Genomic DNA, 19,138 nt, shown 5'->3' on the forward strand with positions numbered 1-19,138 from the left:
ACATGTACGGAATGCCAGACGAGATCGACGTCACCGCCGACGGCGACCTTCGCCTCATCACCCTGAACCGGCCCGACGATCTGAACGCCGTCAACGACAACCTGCACGTCGGGCTGGCCAAGATCTGGGAGGAGCTCAACGAGGATCCGGGGGCCCGGGCGGCCGTCATCACCGGTGCGGGGCGGGCGTTCTCGGCCGGCGGTGATTTCAACTATCTCGACGAGTTGCGCCGCGACGAAGCGTTGCGGCAGAAGACGATCAAGCACGGCCGTGATCTCGTGATCGGCATGGTGCGCTGCCGGATCCCGGTGATCGCGGCGGTAAACGGGCCAGCTGTCGGGCTGGGCTGCAGCCTGGCGGCGTTGTCGGACGTCGTCTACATCGCCGAGAATGCGTTCTTCGCCGATCCGCATGTGTCGATCGGGTTGGTCGCCGCCGACGGTGGGCCGCTGGTGTGGGGTTCGCAGATCAGCCTGCTGCAGGCCAAGGAGTTCGCGCTGACCGGGGTGCGGATCAAGGCGCAGCGCGCGGTCGAACTCGGGTTGGCCAACCACGTCGTCGCCGATCCGCTCGCCGAGGCGATCGCGTGCGCGAAGAAGATGCTCGACCTGCCGCAGCAGGCCGTCGAGGCCACCAAGCGGTTGATGAACATCCAGCTGGAGAAGTCGGTGATGGCGTCACTGGACTACGCCAACCTCGCCGAGTACGTGTCCTTCGGGACAACGGATTTCAACCGGATCGTCGACGGCCTGATCGCGAAGAAGTAATCGCGTAGCGCGCGAGCGCCCTGGCTTCGGCACCGCGAGCGCGCGTGTCTGCACGGCGACACTCCGTGCCGGCCCGTGCAAGACCGCACGCTTGCGTCATGACGAGCGCGCGAAACCGAGGTCGTCGCCGATCACCGTGCCGGGACCGATCGGCAGCACCTCGGCGTCCGGCCCCGCGACCTTCACGAACTCGAGTCTGTCCCGCCAGGTCTTGCGCAGGAGATCCTCAAACGCCATGAGCGTCAGTTGTTCACCGGGACAGCGTCGGTAGCCGAAACCGAAGGGGGCAAAGCCGGCGTAGTCGCAGACCGGCAGGGACTCGCCGTCGACGACGCCGAAGACCGTGCCGAAAGCGCTATTGTTCAAGGTGGCCCTACGTCCGTCCTTGACCTCGAACGAGGTGAGGTCGAACGGGCACTGCGCGAGGCCCATCTGCCGGATCTTCGCTTCGTCGATGTCTTGACTGGTCGGAACGCGTTGGTAGCGTGCCGGATCGAAGTCGTCGGGATTCGTCCACTGGACCGGATCGTGGCTCGTCGACGTGTGCGGACTGACGATGTAGCCGTGCCGTGGGAACGTGGGTGGTCTGGTTTCTGTTATCGCCGAGATGCTTCCGCCGTTGGGGGAGATGGTCCGGAACAGTTCCATCACCATGCGTTCCAACGGAGGGAAAGCCGACCCGTCGGGTGTGTCGTACGCACCGGACATCGTCTTCGTGAACCAATCCTTGGCCTGAGGGTCGCCGCCGTCGCGGCCCAGCGTGGCCATCACGTTGTACAAGCTGTTGCCCCACTGGCTGAACGCCACGAAGTTGTGGAAGCACTCGAAGACCACGTCCTTGTGGTTGAAATACTCGCTCTCCTCGCCGTTCTTGAGCCAGTACCAGGCGAATGTCTTCTCCGGTTCCGGAGTCTTTCCCGACTTGAGGTCGGCGAGCCGGTCGTCGATCCACGACTTCAGGAAGCTCAGGTGCTTGCGTACGGTCATGTAGTTGTCATAGACAACCTTCTCGGTGGGGTCGCGGAAGGCGAGCACGGCGTTGAAACTTGCGCCGATCTGGCGAACCTCGTCGGGGAGATCGGCGCCCTTGACGCCCAGGTGCAGATCCCAGTAGAGGTCCCAGAAGGTGTCGAGATAGATGCGCATCAACGGTTTTCCCGCGTTGGCCGGGGCGAAGAGTTGGTCGAAGAAGCCGACGACCTTCGCCTGATACATCTCCTCGTACAGGTCAGGGGTGACTGCCGACATGTAGATGCGTTTGCGCCTGTTGTCGGGACCGCGTTTCTCCAGTCCCTGCAGGAAGACGGTCACTCCCTCGTCGGGATCGGGTTGCCATGTCTCACTGAGCAGGCCCCACAGGTCGTAGGGGAGCGCGTTCTCTTTGGTGAGCGCGAGGTCGATCATCGGCAGCACGGGCCGCTGACCGTCGAATACGCTGTTCATCACGTTGGGAACGATGACGTGGTCGACGTACTCGGCGTCGAACTCCGCGACGTACTGTGCGCGCAGTTTCGCCACTGCCTCCGGCAGTCCGGTGTCGGCGCCCGACGGGCTGTCGGTCGGCGACGAACACGCCACCAGTGACTGGGTGGACAGAGCCGCGACGGCTCCGGCTCCTCCGGCGATGAAGCTGCGACGTCTCATTGGCCATCCGATCCGCTTGGTCGGTGCCGCGACGCCCCGTGCCGGTTCATGGCGAAGAGTGCTGCGCTCACCGTGCTCGGTGTTCACTTCAAGATCAACTATGAGATTGACGCTACCGTAAGTATTTGCGAGCGGGGCACGTGCGCCCCGCTGATGTGTGGACGAGCGTGCGTGAAGTATGGAATTTCCGCGGCGTGTCGCCCGCGGACACGCACGCTCGCGGTCAGGGGCGCAGTTCCTCGGAACGCTGGATCGTGCCGGTGATGCCCGACGCATCCTGTTGGGCGAGAAAGACCGCGGCGTCGGCCATCGCCTCCGGGGGCTCGACCATCTCCGGCGGGATCTGCATGCCCGCACCGCCGGCCTGCCAGCCCTCGGTGAGCACCACGCGTGACGGGCTCAGGCAGTTGACCGCGATGTTGTCGGCGCGCAGATCGGCGGCGAGGCCTAGATATAACCGCTCGGCGGCAGCCTTGGACACCCAATAGGCATTGGCGCCATGGTCGGTCATCGTGACGCCGGTGGTGGTGACCGCGATCAGCGAACCGCCGCCGCGGGCACGTACGTGCGGAATCACGGCCTTGGTAACGAGGAAGACGCCGGTGGTGTTGACGTCCAGGCACAGCTGCCAACGTTTCAGCGGGGTGGATTCGATCGGGCCCAGCCACAACACGCCCGCGTTCGCGACGAGGATGTCGATTCCGCCGAACTCCGCGGCCGTCGCGGCCACGGCCGTCTCGACCGATTCCTCGTTGGTGACGTCGCAGACCACCGGCAGCGCGCGCCCACCCCCGTCGTTGATGCGTTGGGCGACAGCGCCGATGGTGCCCGGCAGCTTGCCCTCGTGTTCGGAGCGCGCTGCCACCGCCACCGCGGCGCCCGCGCGCGCCAGCGCAACGGCCACCGTGGCACCGATGCCGCGGCTGGCGCCGGCGACGAACGCGACCTTGCCGTGCAGCGACGCGGGCGGGTTCACTTCGGCGACAACCGCAGCGCCTTGTCGACGCGGATGATCTCCCAGTTGGGGTAGCCGGCCTGCAATCGGGGACCTCCTGGTATGAAGACTCTCTACTATGGAGAATAACATTCTCAGTTGGGGAACGGTCGGCGGCGTGAAAAGGAAAACCCGTGCGTACTCTGTCTGACGTGACGATCGACGAGCTCATCGCCGCTGCTCGGGGCGGGTCGCAGCGCGCCACCGGCCGGCTGCTCAGCTTCGTGGAGAGCCCGAGACGTGGTGAGGTGCTCGACGCGCTCGGCCCGGTCGCCTCGGCGCGCGTCCTCGGGATCACCGGCCCACCGGGGGCGGGGAAGTCGACGACCGTCGGCGCGCTGGTCGGGGCGTACCGGGCGGGCGGCAAACGCGTCGCGGTGCTCGCCGTCGATCCGTCGTCGCCGTACAGCGGCGGCGCGTTGCTCGGTGACCGGATCCGGATGGCGGCCCACATCAACGATCCCGACGTACTGATCCGCTCGGTGGCCACCCGCGGGCACCTGGGTGGGCTCGCCGCGGCGGTGCCCGCGGCGATCACGTTGCTCTCGGCGCTCGGGTACGACCTGGTGATCCTGGAGACCGTCGGCGTCGGGCAGTCCGAGATCGAGATCGCCGCGGTGGCGGACCCGACCGTCGTGGTGCTCAATCCCGGTGCGGGAGACGCGATTCAGGCGGCCAAGGCGGGACTGCTCGAAGTCGCCGACATCGTGGTGGTGAACAAGGCCGATCGGGACGGCGCCGACCAGACGGTGCGCGACCTGCGCGGCGAGACCGACGTGCCGATCCTCAAGCTCATCGCCGCCCAGAACGTCGGTATCGCGGAGTTCGTCGACGCGATCGATGCCCACCACCGCGCCGACACCCCACAGCGCCGCTCGGCGCGGGCACGGTCGCAGATCCTGTCGCTGGCGCAGACACTGCTGCGCAATCACCCGGACTTGGATCGTCTGGCCGAGTCGGTGGCCACCGGCGCCGTGGACGCCTACACCGCCGCGGAGCGACTGTTCGCCGCCGACCTCTCCGAGGGCAGGTCCAGCATTCGCCGTGACATCTGAATGAGCTGCGCACGAAGCGTTTCCGCATCCAGATCGGCGAGCAGCGGATGCATGACGGCCACACTGATCGCGCTCGAGAGCATCGCGGCGTGCACGCGCGCCTCCACCCCGGACTCGGTGCCCAGCAGTGCCGCGTAGAGGCGTTCGATGAACCGTTGGAACGGTTCGTGCTCGGCCTGCAACCGGATGATCACCGGGTCGAACTGCAGCGCGCTAACCACGGCGCGCCGTTCGACGGCCTGGTCGATCATCTGGTGCAACAGGATCTCGCGCGAGCGCACCCCGTGCCCCTCGGCTTCGGCGGCGTCGAGCGCGGCTTCAAGACTGCTCAGCTCGCGCTCGGTGATCGCGATGACGATCTCTTCCTTGGTCTTGAACTGGCGGTAGACCGCGGCTTTGGTGACCCCCATCGCGTCGGCGATCATCTGCAGCGATGTTCCGCTGACGCCGTGCTCGGCGATGAGTTTCAGCGCGGCGTCCAGCACCCGGGTCTGGGCCGCGGTGCGCTTGATGGCGCTGAAGCTTCCCTCGGTCCCGGTCATCCCGTCGAGGATAGTCGACCAGCCCGGGCGCGGTTGCCGATCGGCTACCGGGTCAGGGCAGCGACTGCCCGGTGGCTGCGGCGTAGCCGGCACGGTAGCCGAACACCATCGCGGGGCCGATGGTGCCGCCCGCGCCGCCGTACGCCTTCCCGGTGGCGCCGGCCATCGCGTTTCCCGCGGCGAACAGCCCGATGATCGCGGTGCCGCTGACGTGCAGCACGCGGCCGTCGCGGTCGGTGCGCGGCCCGCCCTTGGTGCCCATCGCGCCGATCGACACCGGGACGGCGTAGTACGGCGCGGTGTCGATCGGTCCGAGTGTCTGGCCGGCGGTGGTCGCGGCCGACGTGTCACCCCAGTAGCCGTCGTACGCGCTTGCGCCACGGCCGAATTCGGGATCGTGTTCGGCGGCTGTGTTGGCGTTCCACGCGGTCAGGGTCGCGGCGAGACCGGCAGGGTCGATGCCGGTCTTCTCGCCGAGCTCCTCGAGGTCGGCCGATTTGCAGAACCAGTCCGGTACCGGGCCGTCGGGGTCGACCCCGAGGAATCCGTAGTTCTTCAGGTGCAGCGAATCGAAGACGATCCACGCCGGATCGTTGGCGTACCCGAGCTTGGGATCGAGGAAGTGGAAAGGTCCGGCCATCGAGTTGTATTCACCGGCCTCATTGAGGAATCGCTTGCCGGCCCGGTTGACGATGATGCTGCGCGGTCGGGTGCGCTCGAGTCGGACGCTGCGGCTGCGGGGACGCCCGCCGAAGGTGTCGCCGGGGATCTGCACGATCGGCACCCACCAGGCCTCGCCCATGTTGGCCAGGTCGGCGCCGTGGGCCATCGCCATCCGCAGCCCGTCGCCGGTGTTGTTGGGCGGGGACACCGCCCCTCGCATCGGGCCGCGCAGGTACGCATCGACCATGCGCTGGTCCCATTCAAACCCGCCGGTGCCGAGGATGACCGCTTTGCGGGCGCGTACCCGGAAATCGTTGCCGCCCTGCTCGATCCGCACTCCGGTGATGCCAAGTGCGTCGGCGATCAGCTCGACGGCGCGCGCCTCGGTCCGTGGGGTGATGCCGCGGTCGAGTAAGCCCTTGAGAAGGCCCGCGATCAAGGCGGTGCCCGCTACGCAGAAGTCGCCGTCCTCGCTGTCCACCGAGGCGTGGATCCGTGCCCGGGTCTCGGCGTCGATGCCGACGTTGCTGAAATCGGCAGGGAAGGACGAGATCCGCGTTGCCCATTCACCGAGCCGGGACAGGTCAAACGGTTTGGCGTTGAGCGACCGTCCGCCAGCGGGTTTGCCGCCGGGCAGTTCCGGCTTGTAATCCGGGAACCCCGCGGCGACCTCGAAGACGAGATCGCTGTGCTGCTCCACGAAGTCGAGCATCGGGGCACCCGTTCTGACGAATGTCTCCACCAGCTCGTCGTCCATGTACCCGAGGGACTGCGCCCGCAGGTAAGCCATCGCGTCCTCGACGCTCAGCGCACCGTCGGAGGCGCGGTCGTGTGCCGGGATCCACACGATGCCGCCCGACACCGCGGTGGTCCCGCCGACGGTCCCGGCCTTCTCGTACACCTCTACCGTCGCTCCGCTGACGGCGGCGGTCAGCGCGGCGGTCAGGCCTGCCCCGCCGCTGCCCAGAACGACGACGTCGACCTCGTGATCCCACTCGGTCACCGCGGTCTCCTTCCTGTTGCTTCGTGACGGGCCGGATCAGCGCAGAATCGCCGATAACTCGTTGGCGGCCTTGATGACTGCGTCGCGCCCCTCGATCACCACGTCCTCGCGGTGCGAGATCAGGTTGATGCAGGTCGGCGGTGACGGCGGTGTGCGTCGGACGGGTACGGCGAGTCCGTAGGTGTTCGGTTCGATCTCACCGTGGGTGATCACCCAACCCTGTTGGCGCGCTTGGTGCACCAGGTCGCGCTCGCCCGGGCGGGGCGGCATGCTGGCCAGCAGTGCGATGCCGGCGGCGCCCCGGTCCAGCGGGTAGCGGCTGCCCTCGTGGAACGACAACTGGTAGAAGACGTTGGTCGGCACGATCACCGCGACGGCGACCTGTTGGTCGCCCTCGGCGACCAGTAATGACACCGTGGTCCCGAGTTCGTCGGCGAGCGCGCGCAGCGTTGGTACGCACAGTTGGCGGACGTTGTTGTCGAAGGATGCACCGAGCACCGCCAGTGCCGCGGCCGACCGGTACCGGCCGTCCTCACCTTTGGTCACGAAGCGGAACTGCGCCAGCGTGGTCAGCAGACGGTAGGCAATGGTGCGGTGGACGCCGATGTCCTGGGCGACCTGCGCGACCGTGAGCCCGGTCGGCGACGCGGCGACCAACTGCAGCGCGTTGAGCCCGCGCGCCAGGGTCTGGGATCCGGGGGCGCCCGAACCCGTGGTCGCGCTTCCGGGATCAGTCATACGACCTTCCTTGACAGACGCTCTCAGGAGAGTGATGCTCTGACTATAGTGCACATGTATGTGCGATAAATGAGCAGACTGCTTACAAATTACGAGAATACGGTTCTCGCCGTCAAGGTCTCGGACGGGACTCCAAGGAGGGAGTGCGCAGGTGACGGAGTTCGAGAGCGTGTGGAGCGACCTGCAAGGGGTCGCGTTCTCCCAGGGCTACCTCGACGCCGGAGGTGTGCGCACCCGATACCTACACGCGGGCGACCGGGACAAGCCGGCACTGGTCTTCCTGCACGGCTCTGGCGGGCACGCCGAGGCCTATGTGCGCAACCTCGAGGCGCATGCGGAGCACTTCTCCACGTGGTCGATCGACATGCTCGGCCACGGCTACACGGACAAGCCCGGCCATCCGCTCGAAATTCCGCACTACATAGGCCATCTGGTGGATGTCCTGGATGCCATCGGTGCCGACCGCGCGCACATCAGCGGCGAGTCGCTGGGCGGGTGGGTCGCGTCCCGGTTGGCCGTGGACCATCCCGGCCGCGTCGATCGCCTGGTCCTCAACACCGCCGGGGGCTCGCAGGCCGACCCCGAGGTGATGAAGCGGATCATCACGTTGTCGATGGCGGCCGCCGAGAACCCGACATGGGACACGGTGCAGGCACGGATCAAATGGCTGATGGCCGACAAGTCCAAGGACTACGACGACATTGTCGCCAGCAGGCAGCGCGTCTATCGTCAGCCCGGCTTCGTCAACGCGATGCGCGACATCATGGCCTTGCAGGATCCCGAGATCCGCCGGCGAAACCTGCTCGGGCCCAACGAGTACAGCGCCATCACGGCTCCCACGCTGGTGGTGTGGACCAGTGACGACCCGACCGCCGACGTCGAGGAGGGGCGCCGCATCGCTTCGATGATCCCCGGTGCCCGCTTCGAGGTGATGCCGGGCTGTGGCCACTGGCCCCAATACGAGGACCCCAAGACGTTCAACCGGTTACACCTCGACTTCCTGCTGGGGCGCCCATGACCGTCGATGCGGACGTGGTGATCGTCGGCGCGGGACCGTCGGGGCTGACGTTGGCCAATATTCTTGGCCTGCAAGGTGTTCGCGTGCTCGTCGTCGACGAGCGTGACAAGCTCATCGACTACCCCCGCGGCGTGGGGCTCGACGACGAGTCGCTGCGGACCTTCCAGTCGATCGGGCTGATCGATCAGGTGCTGCCGCACACCGTTCCCAACCAGATCCTGCGGTTCTTCGACGCCGACCGGAGGCTGCTCGCCGAGATGGCCCCTCCGGACGCACGTTTCGGCTGGCCCAAACGCAACGGCTTCGTCCAGCCGATGGTCGATGCCGAACTCTACGCCGGGCTGGGCCGGTTCGAGCACGTCGAGGTCCGGTTCGGGCATCGGATGCACACGTGCACCGAGACGTCCGACGGGGTCACTGTCGAGTTCGACAGCGGACAGCCCGCGGTGTCGGCCCGGTACGTCGTGGGTTGCGACGGCGGCCGCAGCGCCACCCGACGCCTGATGGGGGTGTCGTTCGACGGGACCACCTCGTCGACGCGATGGCTGGTCGTCGACATCGCCAACGACCCTCTCGGGCACCCCAACAGCGAGGTCGGCGCGGACCCGCGGCGGCCCTACGTGTCGATCGCGATCGCCCACGGCATCCGGCGTTTCGAGTTCATGATCCATCCGCACGAATCCGACGAAGAGGCCGACGACCCGGCGTTCGTCCGGCGGATGCTGGGCCGGCTGATCCCGTACCCGGAACGTGTCGACATGATCCGGCACCGCGTCTACACCCACCACTCCCGGATCGCCGGCTCGTTCCGCAAGGGCAGGCTGATGCTGGCCGGCGACGCGGCACACCTGATGCCGGTGTGGCAGGGACAGGGCTACAACAGCGGTATCAGGGATGCGGCGAACCTCGGGTGGAAACTCGCCGCGGTCGTCACCGGCAAGGCCGACGACGCGCTGCTGGACACCTACGACGCGGAGCGGCGCAAGCACGCCCGCGCGATGATCGATCTGTCCACGATGGTGGGCCGGGTCATCTCGCCGACCAACAGGAAGGTCGCCGCACTGCGCGACCGGGTTATCCACGCGGCCTCGGCGGTGCCGTCGCTGAAGCGCTACGTGCTGGAGATGCGCTTCAAACCGATGCCGCGCTACCAGCAGGGCGCGGTCTACCACCACCAGCACGCCGCCCCGAACTCACCGACCGGCACGCTGTTCATCCAGCCGCGGGTCGACACCCGCGACGCACAGAACGTGCTGCTCGACGAGGTACTCGGAACGGGATTCGCGGTGCTGTGCTGGAGCAACAATCTGCGGGCGGTACTCGGAAACGACACATTCGAGCAGTGGAAGGCGTTGGGCGCCAGGTTCGTCGAGGTACGGCCGATATCGCAGCTGCGGTGGCCGGGACACGACGACGCCGACGTCATCGTGGTCGGCGACCGCACCGGGGCGCTGAAATCCTGGTTCGACGTCTACACCGATTCCGTGCTGTTCCTGCGGCCCGACCGCTGCATCGCCGCGGCCTGCATCGCGCAGCGCGCGCCGGAGACCTCGACGGCACTGTTCGAGGTGCTGCACCTGATCCAGGGAGGAGGGGCCGGTTCACATGGCGAAAAGTCAGATGGCACTGTGCTGCATGTCGCACAGTCCGCTGCTGAATCTTCCGGGGCCGTCACAGGAACTCCTTGACGACATCGAGGGCGCAATGGTCGCGGCCAGGGACTTCGTCACCGACTTCGATCCCGAGCTCGTCGTCACCTTCGCGCCCGACCACTACAACGGTTTCTTCTATCGCGCGATGCCGCCGTTCTGCATCGGCACCGCGGCTACCGGCGTCGGCGACTACGGCACCTACAAGGGCCCGCTGAACGTCCCCGCCGACCTCGCCACCGACTGTGCCCGCGCGGTGCTCGACGCCGACGTCGACGTCGCGCTGTCGGCGGCGATGGACGTCGACCACGGCACCGTGCAGCCGCTGGAGAAACTGTTCGGGAACGCGGCCGCGCGGCCGGTGATCCCGGTGTTCGTCAACTCGGTGGCCACCCCGCTGGGCCCGATCCGGCGGGTGCGCGCACTCGGCGCCGCGGTGGGCGCGCATCTGGGCACCCTCGGCAAGAGGATTCTGCTGATCGGCTCCGGCGGGCTGTCGCACGACCCGCCGGTGCCGACGCTGGCCACCGCTCCCGCGGCCGCGCTGGAGCGCATCGTCCACGGCGCTCCGATGAGTGACGACCAGCGCCAGGCCCGCCAGAGTGCCGTGATGGCGGCCGCCCGCGAATTCGCTGCGGGGCAGGGGAAACTGGCGCCGCTGAACCCCGACTGGGACAACGCGTTCCTCGACCTCGTCGACACCGGGCGCCTCGCCGAGGTGGACCGCTGGGACAACACCTGGGTGGCCCGACAGGCCGGCAACTCCGCGCATGAGGTCAGAACGTGGGTGGCCGCGTTCGCGGCGCTCGCGGCGCAGGGTGACTACCGTACCGGCAACCGGTTCTACCGTGCGGCACCGGAACTGATCGCCGGGTTCGCAATCCGAACGGCGGTGATTGCGTGACCTCCTCGATCGATCCGGCTGACTTCGACCACGTCACCGATGTGCTGATCATCGGCTCCGGCGGGGGCGGGATGACGGCGGCGCTGACCGCGGGCGCGGCCGGTCTGGACACGCTCGTCGTCGAAAAGTCGGCCCGGTTCGGCGGCTCCACCGCGCTGTCCGGCGGCGGCATCTGGGTACCGGGTGCACCGTCGCAACGCAGACAAGGACACGTCCCGGACCCCGAACAGGTGTTCCGCTACCTGAAGGAGATCACCGGCGGGCTGGTCAGCGACGCGCGGCTGCGCACGTACGTCGAGGCCGCGCCGGAGATGATGGAGTTCCTCGAAAACCTCAGCCCGTGGCTGGAATTCGTGTGGAAGCCGGGTTACGCCGACTACTACCCGGAATTGCCCGGCGGCTCGCCGCTCGGCAGCACGATCAACGTGCCCGAGATCGACCTGCGCACCCTCGGCGACGAGGAGGAGAACCTGCTCACACCGCTGGCGCTGGCCCCGCGCGGTATCTGGTTCGCGCCCAAGGATCTGCGGCTGTTCTATCAGGTGCGCCAGTCGTGGCGAGGCAAAGCCGTCCTGGTGAAACTGATCTGGCGGATGTTCCGGGCGCGGGTGTTCGGTGACAGGATGGCTGCCATCGGGCAGTCGCTGGTGGCGCGCCTGCGGCTGGCGATGAAGCAGCAGAACATCCCGCTGTGGCTGAACTCTCCGATGACAGAGCTCATCACCGACCACGACGGCCGGGTGGTCGGCGCGGTCGTCGAGAAGGACGGCCGGTCCGTGCGCGTCCGGGCGGACCGCGGGGTGGTGCTGGCCAGCGGCGGCTTCGACCACGACATGGCCTGGCGGTTGCAGTATCTGCCCGAACTGGCCAGGGTCCGGGAGATGCGCGGTGACGACAAGGACTGGAGCTTCGGTAATCCGGCCGCGACGGGCGACGGTATCCGGGCGGGGGAGAAGGTCGGCGCGGCAACCGAACTGCTCGACGAGGCCTGGTGGTTCCCGGCCATGTGCTGGCCCGACGGACGGCTGCAGTTCATGCTCAACGAACGGATGATGCCGGCGCAGTTCATCGTCAACGGCGCCGGCAAGCGGTTCATCAACGAAGCGGCCCCGTACATGGACTTCGCGCACGCGATGATCGACGGGGAGCGCTCCGGCGTCACCCACATCCCGTGCTGGCTGATCACCGACATCCGGTCGTTCCACCGCTACGTCGTCGGCGGTCACCTGCCGATCCCGAAGGTGCCGTTCGCCCCCGTCCCGACCGGATGGAAGGTGCCCGCGGCCTGGCTGGAATCCGGGGTGGTCAAGACCGGTAGCACCTGGGAGGAGCTCGCTGCTCAGATCGGCGTCCCCGGCGCCGAACTGCGCAATACCGCAGAACGATTCAACGAGCTGGCGCGCAAAGGGCACGACGACGACTTCCACCGCGGCGACAGCGCGTACGACAACTACTACGGCGACCCGACGCTGCCGAACCCGAACCTGTACCCGATCGGCAAGCCGCCCTACTACGCGTTCCAGATCATCCTCGGTGATCTCGGCACGTCCGGTGGGTTGCGCACCGACGAGTTCGCCCGGGTGCTGCGTGCCGACGATTCGGTGATCGACGGCCTCTACGCCGTCGGAAACGTGTCCGCGGCGGTGATGGGGCGCAGCTACGCCGGCGCGGGCGCGACCATCGGCCCGGCGATGGCCTTCGGCTACGTCGCCGCCCGCCACATCGCGGCGTCGGAGAACAAAGAGCCCGTCAGCCACCAGCCCGCGAAAGACCCGGACCTTCAAGGAGGCAACCAGTAATGAAGATTTCTCTGTTCTACGAGTTCGCGCTGCCGCGGCCATGGTCCGATGACGACGAACGCGAACTGTTCCAGGACGGGCTCGACGAGGTGGAGGCCGCCGACAAGGCGGGGTTCTCGACCGTTTGGCTCACCGAGCACCACTTCCTCGAGGAGTACTGCCACGCCACCGCGCCGGAGATGTTCCTGGCCGCGGCGAGCCAACGCACCAAGAACATCCGGCTCGGCTTCGGCGTGATGCACCTCCCCCCGCCGATCAACCACCCCGCGCGCATCGCCGAGCGGGTCGCGACGCTGGACCTGATCTCCAACGGCCGAGTCGAGTTCGGCACCGGTGAGGGATCCTCGGTGGCCGAACTGGGCGGCTTCAACATCGACCCGGCCGACAAGCGCAGCATGTGGGAAGAGGCGCTGGAGGTCTCGATCCGCTGTATGACCGAGGCGCCGTTCACCGGTTTCAAGGGCCAGCACGTCGAGATGGCCGCCCGCAACGTGATCCCGAAGCCGCTGCAGGATCCGCACCCGCCGGTGTGGGTGGCCTGCACCCGGCCGTCCTCGGTGCAGATGGCGGCCCAGAAGGCCATCGGCGCACTGAGTTTCGCCTACACCGGACCCGAAGCGCTCAAGGACCGGGTGGACGGCTACTACAAGGAATTCGAGGAGCAGGGCGCGCCGATCACCCCGGCGATCAACCCGAACATCCTGGCCATCGGCGGCGACCTGTCGATGATGGTCGCCAAGAACGACGACGAGGCGATCAAGCGGCTCGGTATCGGCGGCGGCTTCTTCTCGTTCGGCATCATGCACTACTACCTGACCGGAATGCACACCCCCGGCCGCACCGGGGTGTGGGAACTGTACGAGAAGGCGGTCAAGGAGGACCCGACGCTGGCCTACGGGCCGGGGCGCGGGGCGATCGGTGGGCCCGAGACCGTGCGCGAGTTCCTGCGCGGATACGAGGCCAGCGGTGTCGACGAGATCATCCTGCTGCTCAATCCGCGCAGCCACGAGGGCACCATGGAATCCATCGAGATCATGGGCAACGAGATCCTGCCCGAGTTCATCGAGCGTGACGCGTTGGCCGTCAAGGACAAGGCCAAGCGCCTCGAACCGGTCATCGAGAAGGTCGAGGCACGCCGCCAGAACTGGGACGCACCGACGTTCGACGAAACCTACGCGTTCGGCGGCCTGCCCACCGGCCGCGGCGGCAAGTTCACCGCCGGCGAGATCCCCGAGGCGATGGCCGAGATCAACGAGGGCAGGGTCAAGGCAGCGCAAGCCGAGAAAGAGGCCAGGGCCGCCAAGGAAGCGGCGGGCTGAGGAACACCGCCGACCGTGGTGCAGATCGACGAACTGTTCCGCTATGACGATCGACGCGTGGTCGTGACCGGCTGCGCGTCCGGTATCGGGGCAGCGCTGAGCCGTCAGCTGGCAAAACTCGGTGCCGAGGTCGTCGGCCTCGACCTGAGTTCTCCGGCACAGGATTCCGGCGTCGCCGAATTCCACACCCTCGACCTCGCCGACGAGGGGTCGGTGGCCGACGCGGTCGGCGCCGTCGCGGGCCCGGTCCATGCGCTGTTCAACGTCGCCGGGGTGTCCTCCGGCATCAAGAATCCGCTGCGGGTGGTCACCATCAACTTCCTCGGCACCCGGCGGTTCACCGAGGCGATCACACCGCTGATGCCACCGGGATCGGCGATCGCCAACGTGTCGTCGCTCGCGGCGTCGCAATACCTCGCCAACGCGCCGGTGACGCTCGGTCTGCTGGAGACCGAGTCCTTCGCCGACGGCATCCGGTGGTGCGAAGCCAATCCCGACGCCCTGGCCGACGGGGGGTACCGGTTGTCGAAGGAGGCGATCATCCTCTACGGCATGCGGTACGTCGCGGCGTTGGGCCGCAAAGGGATCCGCATCAACTGCAGTGCCCCCGGTGTCACCGATACCCCGATTCTCGACCAGCTCAGGAGCGCCTACGGGCAGGGCTTCCTGGATGCGTTCAGCAATCCGCTGGGCCGGCACGCCGACGCCGACGAACAGGCCAGTGTGCTCGCGTTCCTGAACAGTGCGGCGGCCCGACACATCACCGGGCATGTGGTGTGGGTCGACGGCGGTTCGGTCGCGGAACGGGTTTTCGAGGATCTGACCGATCGCGTGCACCAGCAACAAGCGAAGGATGCGACATGACCGGCACCATGAGCGACTTCCGCAAAGCCGCCGACGAGGTCCGCAACTGGGGACGCTGGGGTGACGAGGACGAGCTCGGCACCCTGAACTTCATCACCCCCGACAAGGTGCGCGAGGCCGCCGGCCTGGTGAAGAAGGGCAGTGTCATCTCGCTCGGCGGCGACTTCAGCGCAGGCGGTCCGCAGGGGGCGTTCAAGTTCCGGCAGAACCCCGTGCACGTGATGACCGTCGACGGCGGAGATGCCTCCACCCTGGTCGAGTACGGACCCCAGTGGCTGCGCAACGCGGTGGCCGCCGATATGAGCGCGTTCTTCGCCGACAATCCGTTCCGGTTCAACGACGACCTCATCGTGATGCCGCTGCAGGCCGCCACGCAGTGGGACGCGATGTCGCACGTGTACTACGAGGACAAGCTGTACAACGGTTTCCCGGCCGATTCGGTGACCAGCTTCGGGGCATTCCACCTCGGCATCGAGAAGGTGGACAGCAAGGGGATCACGTCCCGCGGCGTGCTCCTGGACGTGGTCGCTCACCGCGGCGAGGACACCTTCTGCCGGCCGGGAACCCCGATCACCGCCGACGAACTCGACGAGATCGCCGCCAAACAGCACGTCGAGATCCGTTCCGGCGACATCGTCGTAGTGCACACCGGGTGGTGGACGCGCTTCCTGGAGACCGGTGACGGCGGTGAGGCCGGGTCCGGTCTGCACTGGACGTGCGCGTCCTGGCTGCACGAACGCGAGGTGGCCGCGGTCGCGTCCGACAACCTGATGGTCGAAGACCCCGACCCCGGCAACGGTGTCGAGGGCACGTTTCTGCCGATGCACATGCTGTGCCTGCGCGACATGGGCCTGATGCTCGGCGAGTACTGGGACCTCGGCCCGCTGGCCGCCGACTGTGCCGCCGACGGCGTGTACGAATTCCAGCTCGTCGCACCCCCGTTGAAGGTCGTCGGTGCAGTCGGTGCCCCGGTCAGCCCCATCGCGATCAAGTGAGTGCGGACATGACGACTTCCCGGCAGCCGTTCGTCGTCGGACTCGGCGGAACCTTGCGGGCGAATTCCTCGACCGAACGCGCGCTCCGTTACTGCCTGGCGGCGGTGGAAAAGCAGGGCGGCCGGACCCGGCTGTTCGCCGCCGAGGACCTCGATCTGCCGATGTACGCACCGCACGAACTCGAACGCACTCCGCGGGCACTGGAACTCGTCAAAACGCTGCGCGACGCCGACGCGGTCGTCGTCGGCTCACCGGGCTACCACGGCGCGATCTCGGGCCTGGTGAAGAACGCGCTCGACTACATCGAGGACCTGCGCGAGGACCCGCGCGTCTACCTCGACAACACCCCCTGGGGATGCATCAGTTGCGCGTACGGCTGGCAGGCGGCGGTCGGCACACTGACCCAACTGCGCGGCATCGGACACGCGTTGCGCGCGTGGCCGACACCGCTCGGCGTCGCGATCAACTCCGCCGAGCCGATCTGGGCGCCCTCAGGCGAGCTCGCGGATACCGAGCAGGCCAGGACGGTTGCGAACCAACTCGAGCTGTTGGCGAGCCAGGTACTGGCCTTCGCCCAGACCGCCAGGGAGACATCGTGACCGAGGGACACGCGGGGCGAAGGTAGTGGCCATGGGATTCGACACCGAGACGGTGACGGTGGACGGTCTTGTCACGAGCTATCTGGTGGCGGGACAGGGAGACCCGGTCGTGCTTCTGCACGGCGGCGAGTTCGGTGCCAGTGCGCGTATCGGGTGGGAACACAACATCGCCGCACTCGCACAGCGACACCGCGTGCTCGCGCCCGACATGCTGGGGTTCGGCGGGTCGGCGAAGGTCGTCGATTTCACCGACGGCCGCGGGATGAGGATCAGGCACATCGCGAGGTTCTGCGAGGTGCTCGGGATCGATGCGGCGCATTTCGTCGGCAACTCGATGGGAGCGATCAACCTGCTGGTCGACGCCACGTCCGATGCGCCGGTGCTGCCCGCCAGAAGCCTGGTCGCCATCTGCGGGGGCGGGGAGATCCAGCGCAACGAACACGTCAGCGCGCTGTACGACTACGACGCCACCTTCGACGGGATGCGCCGAATTGTGGCCGCGCTGTTCGCCGATGAGAGCTATCCCGACGACGGTTACTACGTGCGGCGCCGCTACGAATCCAGTATCGCGCCGGGTGCGTGGGAGTCGTTGGCGGCGGCACGCTTCCGCAGGCCGGGCCTGGAGCCGCCCGCCGCCCCGAGCAGTGCGCGCGCCTACGACCGCATCACGGTGCCGACCCTGGTGGTCGAGGGCGGCGCCGACAAGCTCTTGCCCGCCGGCTGGGCGGCCGAGATCGCCGGACAGATCGCAGGGGGGCGTTCGGTGGTGATCGACGGCGCCGGCCACTGCCCGCAGATCGAATGCCCCGAAGCCGTGAACGATCTGTTGCTGAACTTCTTCGAAGGGACCGTGAAATGACCGAACTCACCGGCAAGGTCGCCGTCGTGACCGGCGGCGCATCGGGGATCGGACGCGGGATCGCGGCCCGGTTCGCCGCCGAGGGCGCCGAGGTGATGATCGCCGATGTGCGCGACGACCTCGGCGAAGAGGTTGCCGCCGAACTCAATTCGGCAGGCGGCAAGACCGTCTACCGGCACGTCGACGTCGGGGACCAGGCGCAGGTGGCCGAACTGGTGGACACCACCGTCGCGACGTTCGGTGCCCTGCATGTGATGGTGAACAACGCCGGCATCTCCAGCCCGCTGCGCAAAGGTCTGTTCTTCGAAGACTTCGAGGAGTTCGACCGGGTCATGCGGGTGAACCTGCTCGGCGTGATGGCGGGCACCCGCGACGCGGCACGTCACATGGCCGAGCACGGCGGCGGCTCGGTGATCAACCTCGGATCGATCGGCGGGATCCAGGCCGGCGGCGGCGTGTCCACCTACCGGGCCTCCAAGGCGGCGATCATCCACTTCACCAAGTGCGCGGCGATCGAGCTCGCGCACTACGAGGTCCGGGTCAACTGCCTTGCGCCCGGCAACATCCCGACGCCGATCCTGGCGTCGTCGGCCACCGACGAGGACCGGGAACGGCTGGAAAGGTTCGAGACCCGGATCCGTCAGCAGATGCGTGACGACAGGCCACTCAAGCGCGAGGGCACCGCCGACGACGTCGCCGAGGCGGCGCTGTACCTCGCCACCGACCGGTCGCGGTATGTGACCGGCACGGTCCTTCCGGTGGACGGCGGGACTGTCGCCGGGAAGGTGATCGTACGCAAGCCGTGATCACTTTAAAGCAGTCGCTTGACTTAGGGTGTGTGACGCGGTTCACTGAAGCGGTGACGACTGCCAGGACGGTCCGTGCCGACCGCGCCACGACAACCCAAGAGGCGATCCTGAAGGCGGCCGAGCGGCTCTACGCCGAACACGGGGTGTATGCGGTCTCCAACCGTCAGGTGAGTGAGGCGGCCGGACAGGGCAACAACGCCGCGGTCGGCTACCACTTCGGCACCAAGACGGATCTGGTGCGCGCGATCGAACAGAAGCACCGCTCCTCGATCGAGCTGCTGTTGGAGCGGATGGTGGCCGACATCGGCGATTCGACCGAGCTGCGGGACTGGATCCGTTGTCTGGTCTGCTCGTTGACCGAACATCTCGCGCAGCTCGGCAACCCGACCTGGTATGCGCGCTTCGCCGCGCAGGCGCTGGCCGACCCGGCGTACCAGAAGATCGTCGTCAAGGATGCGCTGGCGTCCCCGGCGCTGGTCCGCGTCGTCGACGGGATCACCCGCTGTCTGCCCGAGCTTCCGATGGCCGTCGTCGTCGAACGCAACATCATGGCCCGCAACCTGTTGGTACACACCTGCGCCGATTTCGAGCGCGCGTTCGCCGACGGCGCCGCGCTGCCCCGGACCAATTGGGCCGCCGTCGGTTCCGGGCTGATCGACGCCATCGTAGGACTGTGGCAGGCACCCGTGACGGAGGTGCCCTGATATGGCTTCCCTGACATGAAGGTCACCGTCGACCAGGACAAGTGCGTCTCCTCCGGGCAATGCGTGCTCAACGCCATGGAGGTGTTCGACCAGCGCGACGAAGACGGCGTCGTGGAGCTGCTGAACCCCGAGCCCGGGCCCGACCAGGCCCAGCAGGCCCGTAATGCCGCGGCCGCGTGCCCGGCCCTGGCGATCCAGATCGAGGAGTGATTC

19 protein-coding genes are annotated in these 19,138 nt (G+C 67.4%); 14 read left to right on the forward strand and 5 right to left on the reverse strand.

Annotated features, from left to right (window positions below):
* Positions 1 to 2 precede the first annotated feature (2 nt).
* The gene (locus tag NTM_RS15275; RefSeq protein ID WP_104865967.1) at positions 3 to 767 is read left to right on the forward strand and encodes an enoyl-CoA hydratase/isomerase family protein; all 765 of its coding nucleotides are present in this window, start codon (positions 3 to 5) and stop codon (positions 765 to 767) included.
* A gap of 96 nt (positions 768 to 863) precedes the next feature.
* On the opposite strand, the gene NTM_RS15280 is transcribed toward NTM_RS15275, so the two are convergent.
* Positions 864 to 2,411, reverse strand: coding sequence for a cytochrome P450 family protein (locus tag NTM_RS15280; protein ID WP_104865968.1), 1,548 nt, complete (start codon positions 2,409 to 2,411; stop codon positions 864 to 866).
* 223 nt (positions 2,412 to 2,634) lie between these two features.
* Positions 2,635 to 3,387, reverse strand: coding sequence for an SDR family oxidoreductase (locus NTM_RS15285; RefSeq protein ID WP_163766761.1), 753 nt, complete (start codon positions 3,385 to 3,387; stop codon positions 2,635 to 2,637).
* A 161-nt stretch (positions 3,388 to 3,548) separates the two neighbouring features.
* Between NTM_RS15285 and meaB the strand changes: the two genes are divergently transcribed.
* On the forward strand, positions 3,549 to 4,460 hold the full coding sequence (gene meaB, locus NTM_RS15290) for a methylmalonyl Co-A mutase-associated GTPase MeaB (RefSeq protein ID WP_232079938.1): 912 nt from the start codon (positions 3,549 to 3,551) through the stop codon (positions 4,458 to 4,460).
* Here the strand turns inward: meaB and NTM_RS15295 are convergent.
* From NTM_RS15295 to NTM_RS15305, 3 genes are read right to left on the reverse strand one after another with little or no spacing between them, the layout of a single operon-like run.
* Positions 4,388 to 5,002 (reverse strand): TetR/AcrR family transcriptional regulator, encoded by a 615-nt coding sequence (locus tag NTM_RS15295; RefSeq protein ID WP_104865970.1) that lies wholly within the window; start codon positions 5,000 to 5,002, stop codon positions 4,388 to 4,390. The two genes, meaB and NTM_RS15295, sit on opposite strands and share 73 nt — an antisense overlap.
* Positions 5,003 to 5,054: 52 nt before the next feature.
* Positions 5,055 to 6,668, reverse strand: coding sequence for an FAD-dependent oxidoreductase (locus NTM_RS15300; RefSeq protein WP_104865971.1), 1,614 nt, complete (start codon positions 6,666 to 6,668; stop codon positions 5,055 to 5,057).
* 36 nt (positions 6,669 to 6,704) lie between these two features.
* On the reverse strand, positions 6,705 to 7,406 hold the full coding sequence (locus NTM_RS15305; protein ID WP_104865972.1) for an IclR family transcriptional regulator: 702 nt from the start codon (positions 7,404 to 7,406) through the stop codon (positions 6,705 to 6,707).
* A 151-nt stretch (positions 7,407 to 7,557) separates the two neighbouring features.
* On the opposite strand from NTM_RS15305, the gene NTM_RS15310 reads away from it, so the two are divergent.
* The 12 genes from NTM_RS15310 (at position 7,558) to NTM_RS15365 (ending at position 19,135) form a co-directional block, all read left to right on the forward strand.
* Positions 7,558 to 8,424 (forward strand): alpha/beta fold hydrolase, encoded by an 867-nt coding sequence (locus tag NTM_RS15310; RefSeq protein ID WP_104865973.1) that lies wholly within the window; start codon positions 7,558 to 7,560, stop codon positions 8,422 to 8,424.
* Positions 8,421 to 10,112: a bifunctional 3-(3-hydroxy-phenyl)propionate/3-hydroxycinnamic acid hydroxylase gene (locus NTM_RS15315; protein ID WP_104865974.1), complete on the forward strand. Its 1,692-nt coding sequence runs from the start codon at positions 8,421 to 8,423 to the stop codon at positions 10,110 to 10,112. The genes NTM_RS15310 and NTM_RS15315 overlap by 4 nt, the downstream gene beginning before the upstream one ends.
* Positions 10,060 to 10,977 (forward strand): 3-carboxyethylcatechol 2,3-dioxygenase, encoded by a 918-nt coding sequence (locus tag NTM_RS15320; RefSeq protein WP_232079716.1) that lies wholly within the window; start codon positions 10,060 to 10,062, stop codon positions 10,975 to 10,977. Before NTM_RS15315 ends, NTM_RS15320 begins: the two co-directional genes overlap by 53 nt.
* Positions 10,978 to 11,048: 71 nt before the next feature.
* On the forward strand, positions 11,049 to 12,776 hold the full coding sequence (locus tag NTM_RS15325) for an FAD-binding protein (protein WP_232079939.1): 1,728 nt from the start codon (positions 11,049 to 11,051) through the stop codon (positions 12,774 to 12,776).
* The gene (locus tag NTM_RS15330) at positions 12,776 to 14,095 is read left to right on the forward strand and encodes an LLM class flavin-dependent oxidoreductase (protein ID WP_104865976.1); all 1,320 of its coding nucleotides are present in this window, start codon (positions 12,776 to 12,778) and stop codon (positions 14,093 to 14,095) included. The genes NTM_RS15325 and NTM_RS15330 overlap by 1 nt, the downstream gene beginning before the upstream one ends.
* 15 nt (positions 14,096 to 14,110) lie before the next feature.
* On the forward strand, positions 14,111 to 14,959 hold the full coding sequence (locus NTM_RS15335; RefSeq protein ID WP_163766762.1) for a coniferyl-alcohol dehydrogenase: 849 nt from the start codon (positions 14,111 to 14,113) through the stop codon (positions 14,957 to 14,959).
* On the forward strand, positions 14,956 to 15,954 hold the full coding sequence (locus tag NTM_RS15340; RefSeq protein ID WP_163766763.1) for a cyclase family protein: 999 nt from the start codon (positions 14,956 to 14,958) through the stop codon (positions 15,952 to 15,954). Before NTM_RS15335 ends, NTM_RS15340 begins: the two co-directional genes overlap by 4 nt.
* 8 nt (positions 15,955 to 15,962) lie before the next feature.
* Complete coding sequence (locus NTM_RS15345; protein WP_104866005.1) at positions 15,963 to 16,553, forward strand: NADPH-dependent FMN reductase; 591 nt, start codon at positions 15,963 to 15,965, stop codon at positions 16,551 to 16,553.
* Between the two features lie 31 nt (positions 16,554 to 16,584).
* Entirely contained in the window at positions 16,585 to 17,412 is an 828-nt protein-coding gene (locus tag NTM_RS15350) for an alpha/beta fold hydrolase (RefSeq protein WP_179963941.1), read from the forward strand.
* A complete protein-coding gene (locus tag NTM_RS15355; RefSeq protein WP_163766765.1) occupies positions 17,409 to 18,218 on the forward strand; it encodes an SDR family NAD(P)-dependent oxidoreductase in 810 nt (269 codons plus the stop codon). The genes NTM_RS15350 and NTM_RS15355 overlap by 4 nt, the downstream gene beginning before the upstream one ends.
* Positions 18,219 to 18,250: 32 nt before the next feature.
* Positions 18,251 to 18,925 (forward strand): TetR/AcrR family transcriptional regulator, encoded by a 675-nt coding sequence (locus NTM_RS15360; RefSeq protein WP_104865981.1) that lies wholly within the window; start codon positions 18,251 to 18,253, stop codon positions 18,923 to 18,925.
* 15 nt (positions 18,926 to 18,940) lie between these two features.
* Positions 18,941 to 19,135, forward strand: coding sequence for a ferredoxin (locus tag NTM_RS15365; protein WP_104865982.1), 195 nt, complete (start codon positions 18,941 to 18,943; stop codon positions 19,133 to 19,135).
* Positions 19,136 to 19,138: the final 3 nt, after the last annotated feature.

The sequence above is a fragment of the Mycolicibacterium parafortuitum genome, from assembly GCF_010725485.1.
Lineage (GTDB): Bacteria > Actinomycetota > Actinomycetes > Mycobacteriales > Mycobacteriaceae > Mycobacterium.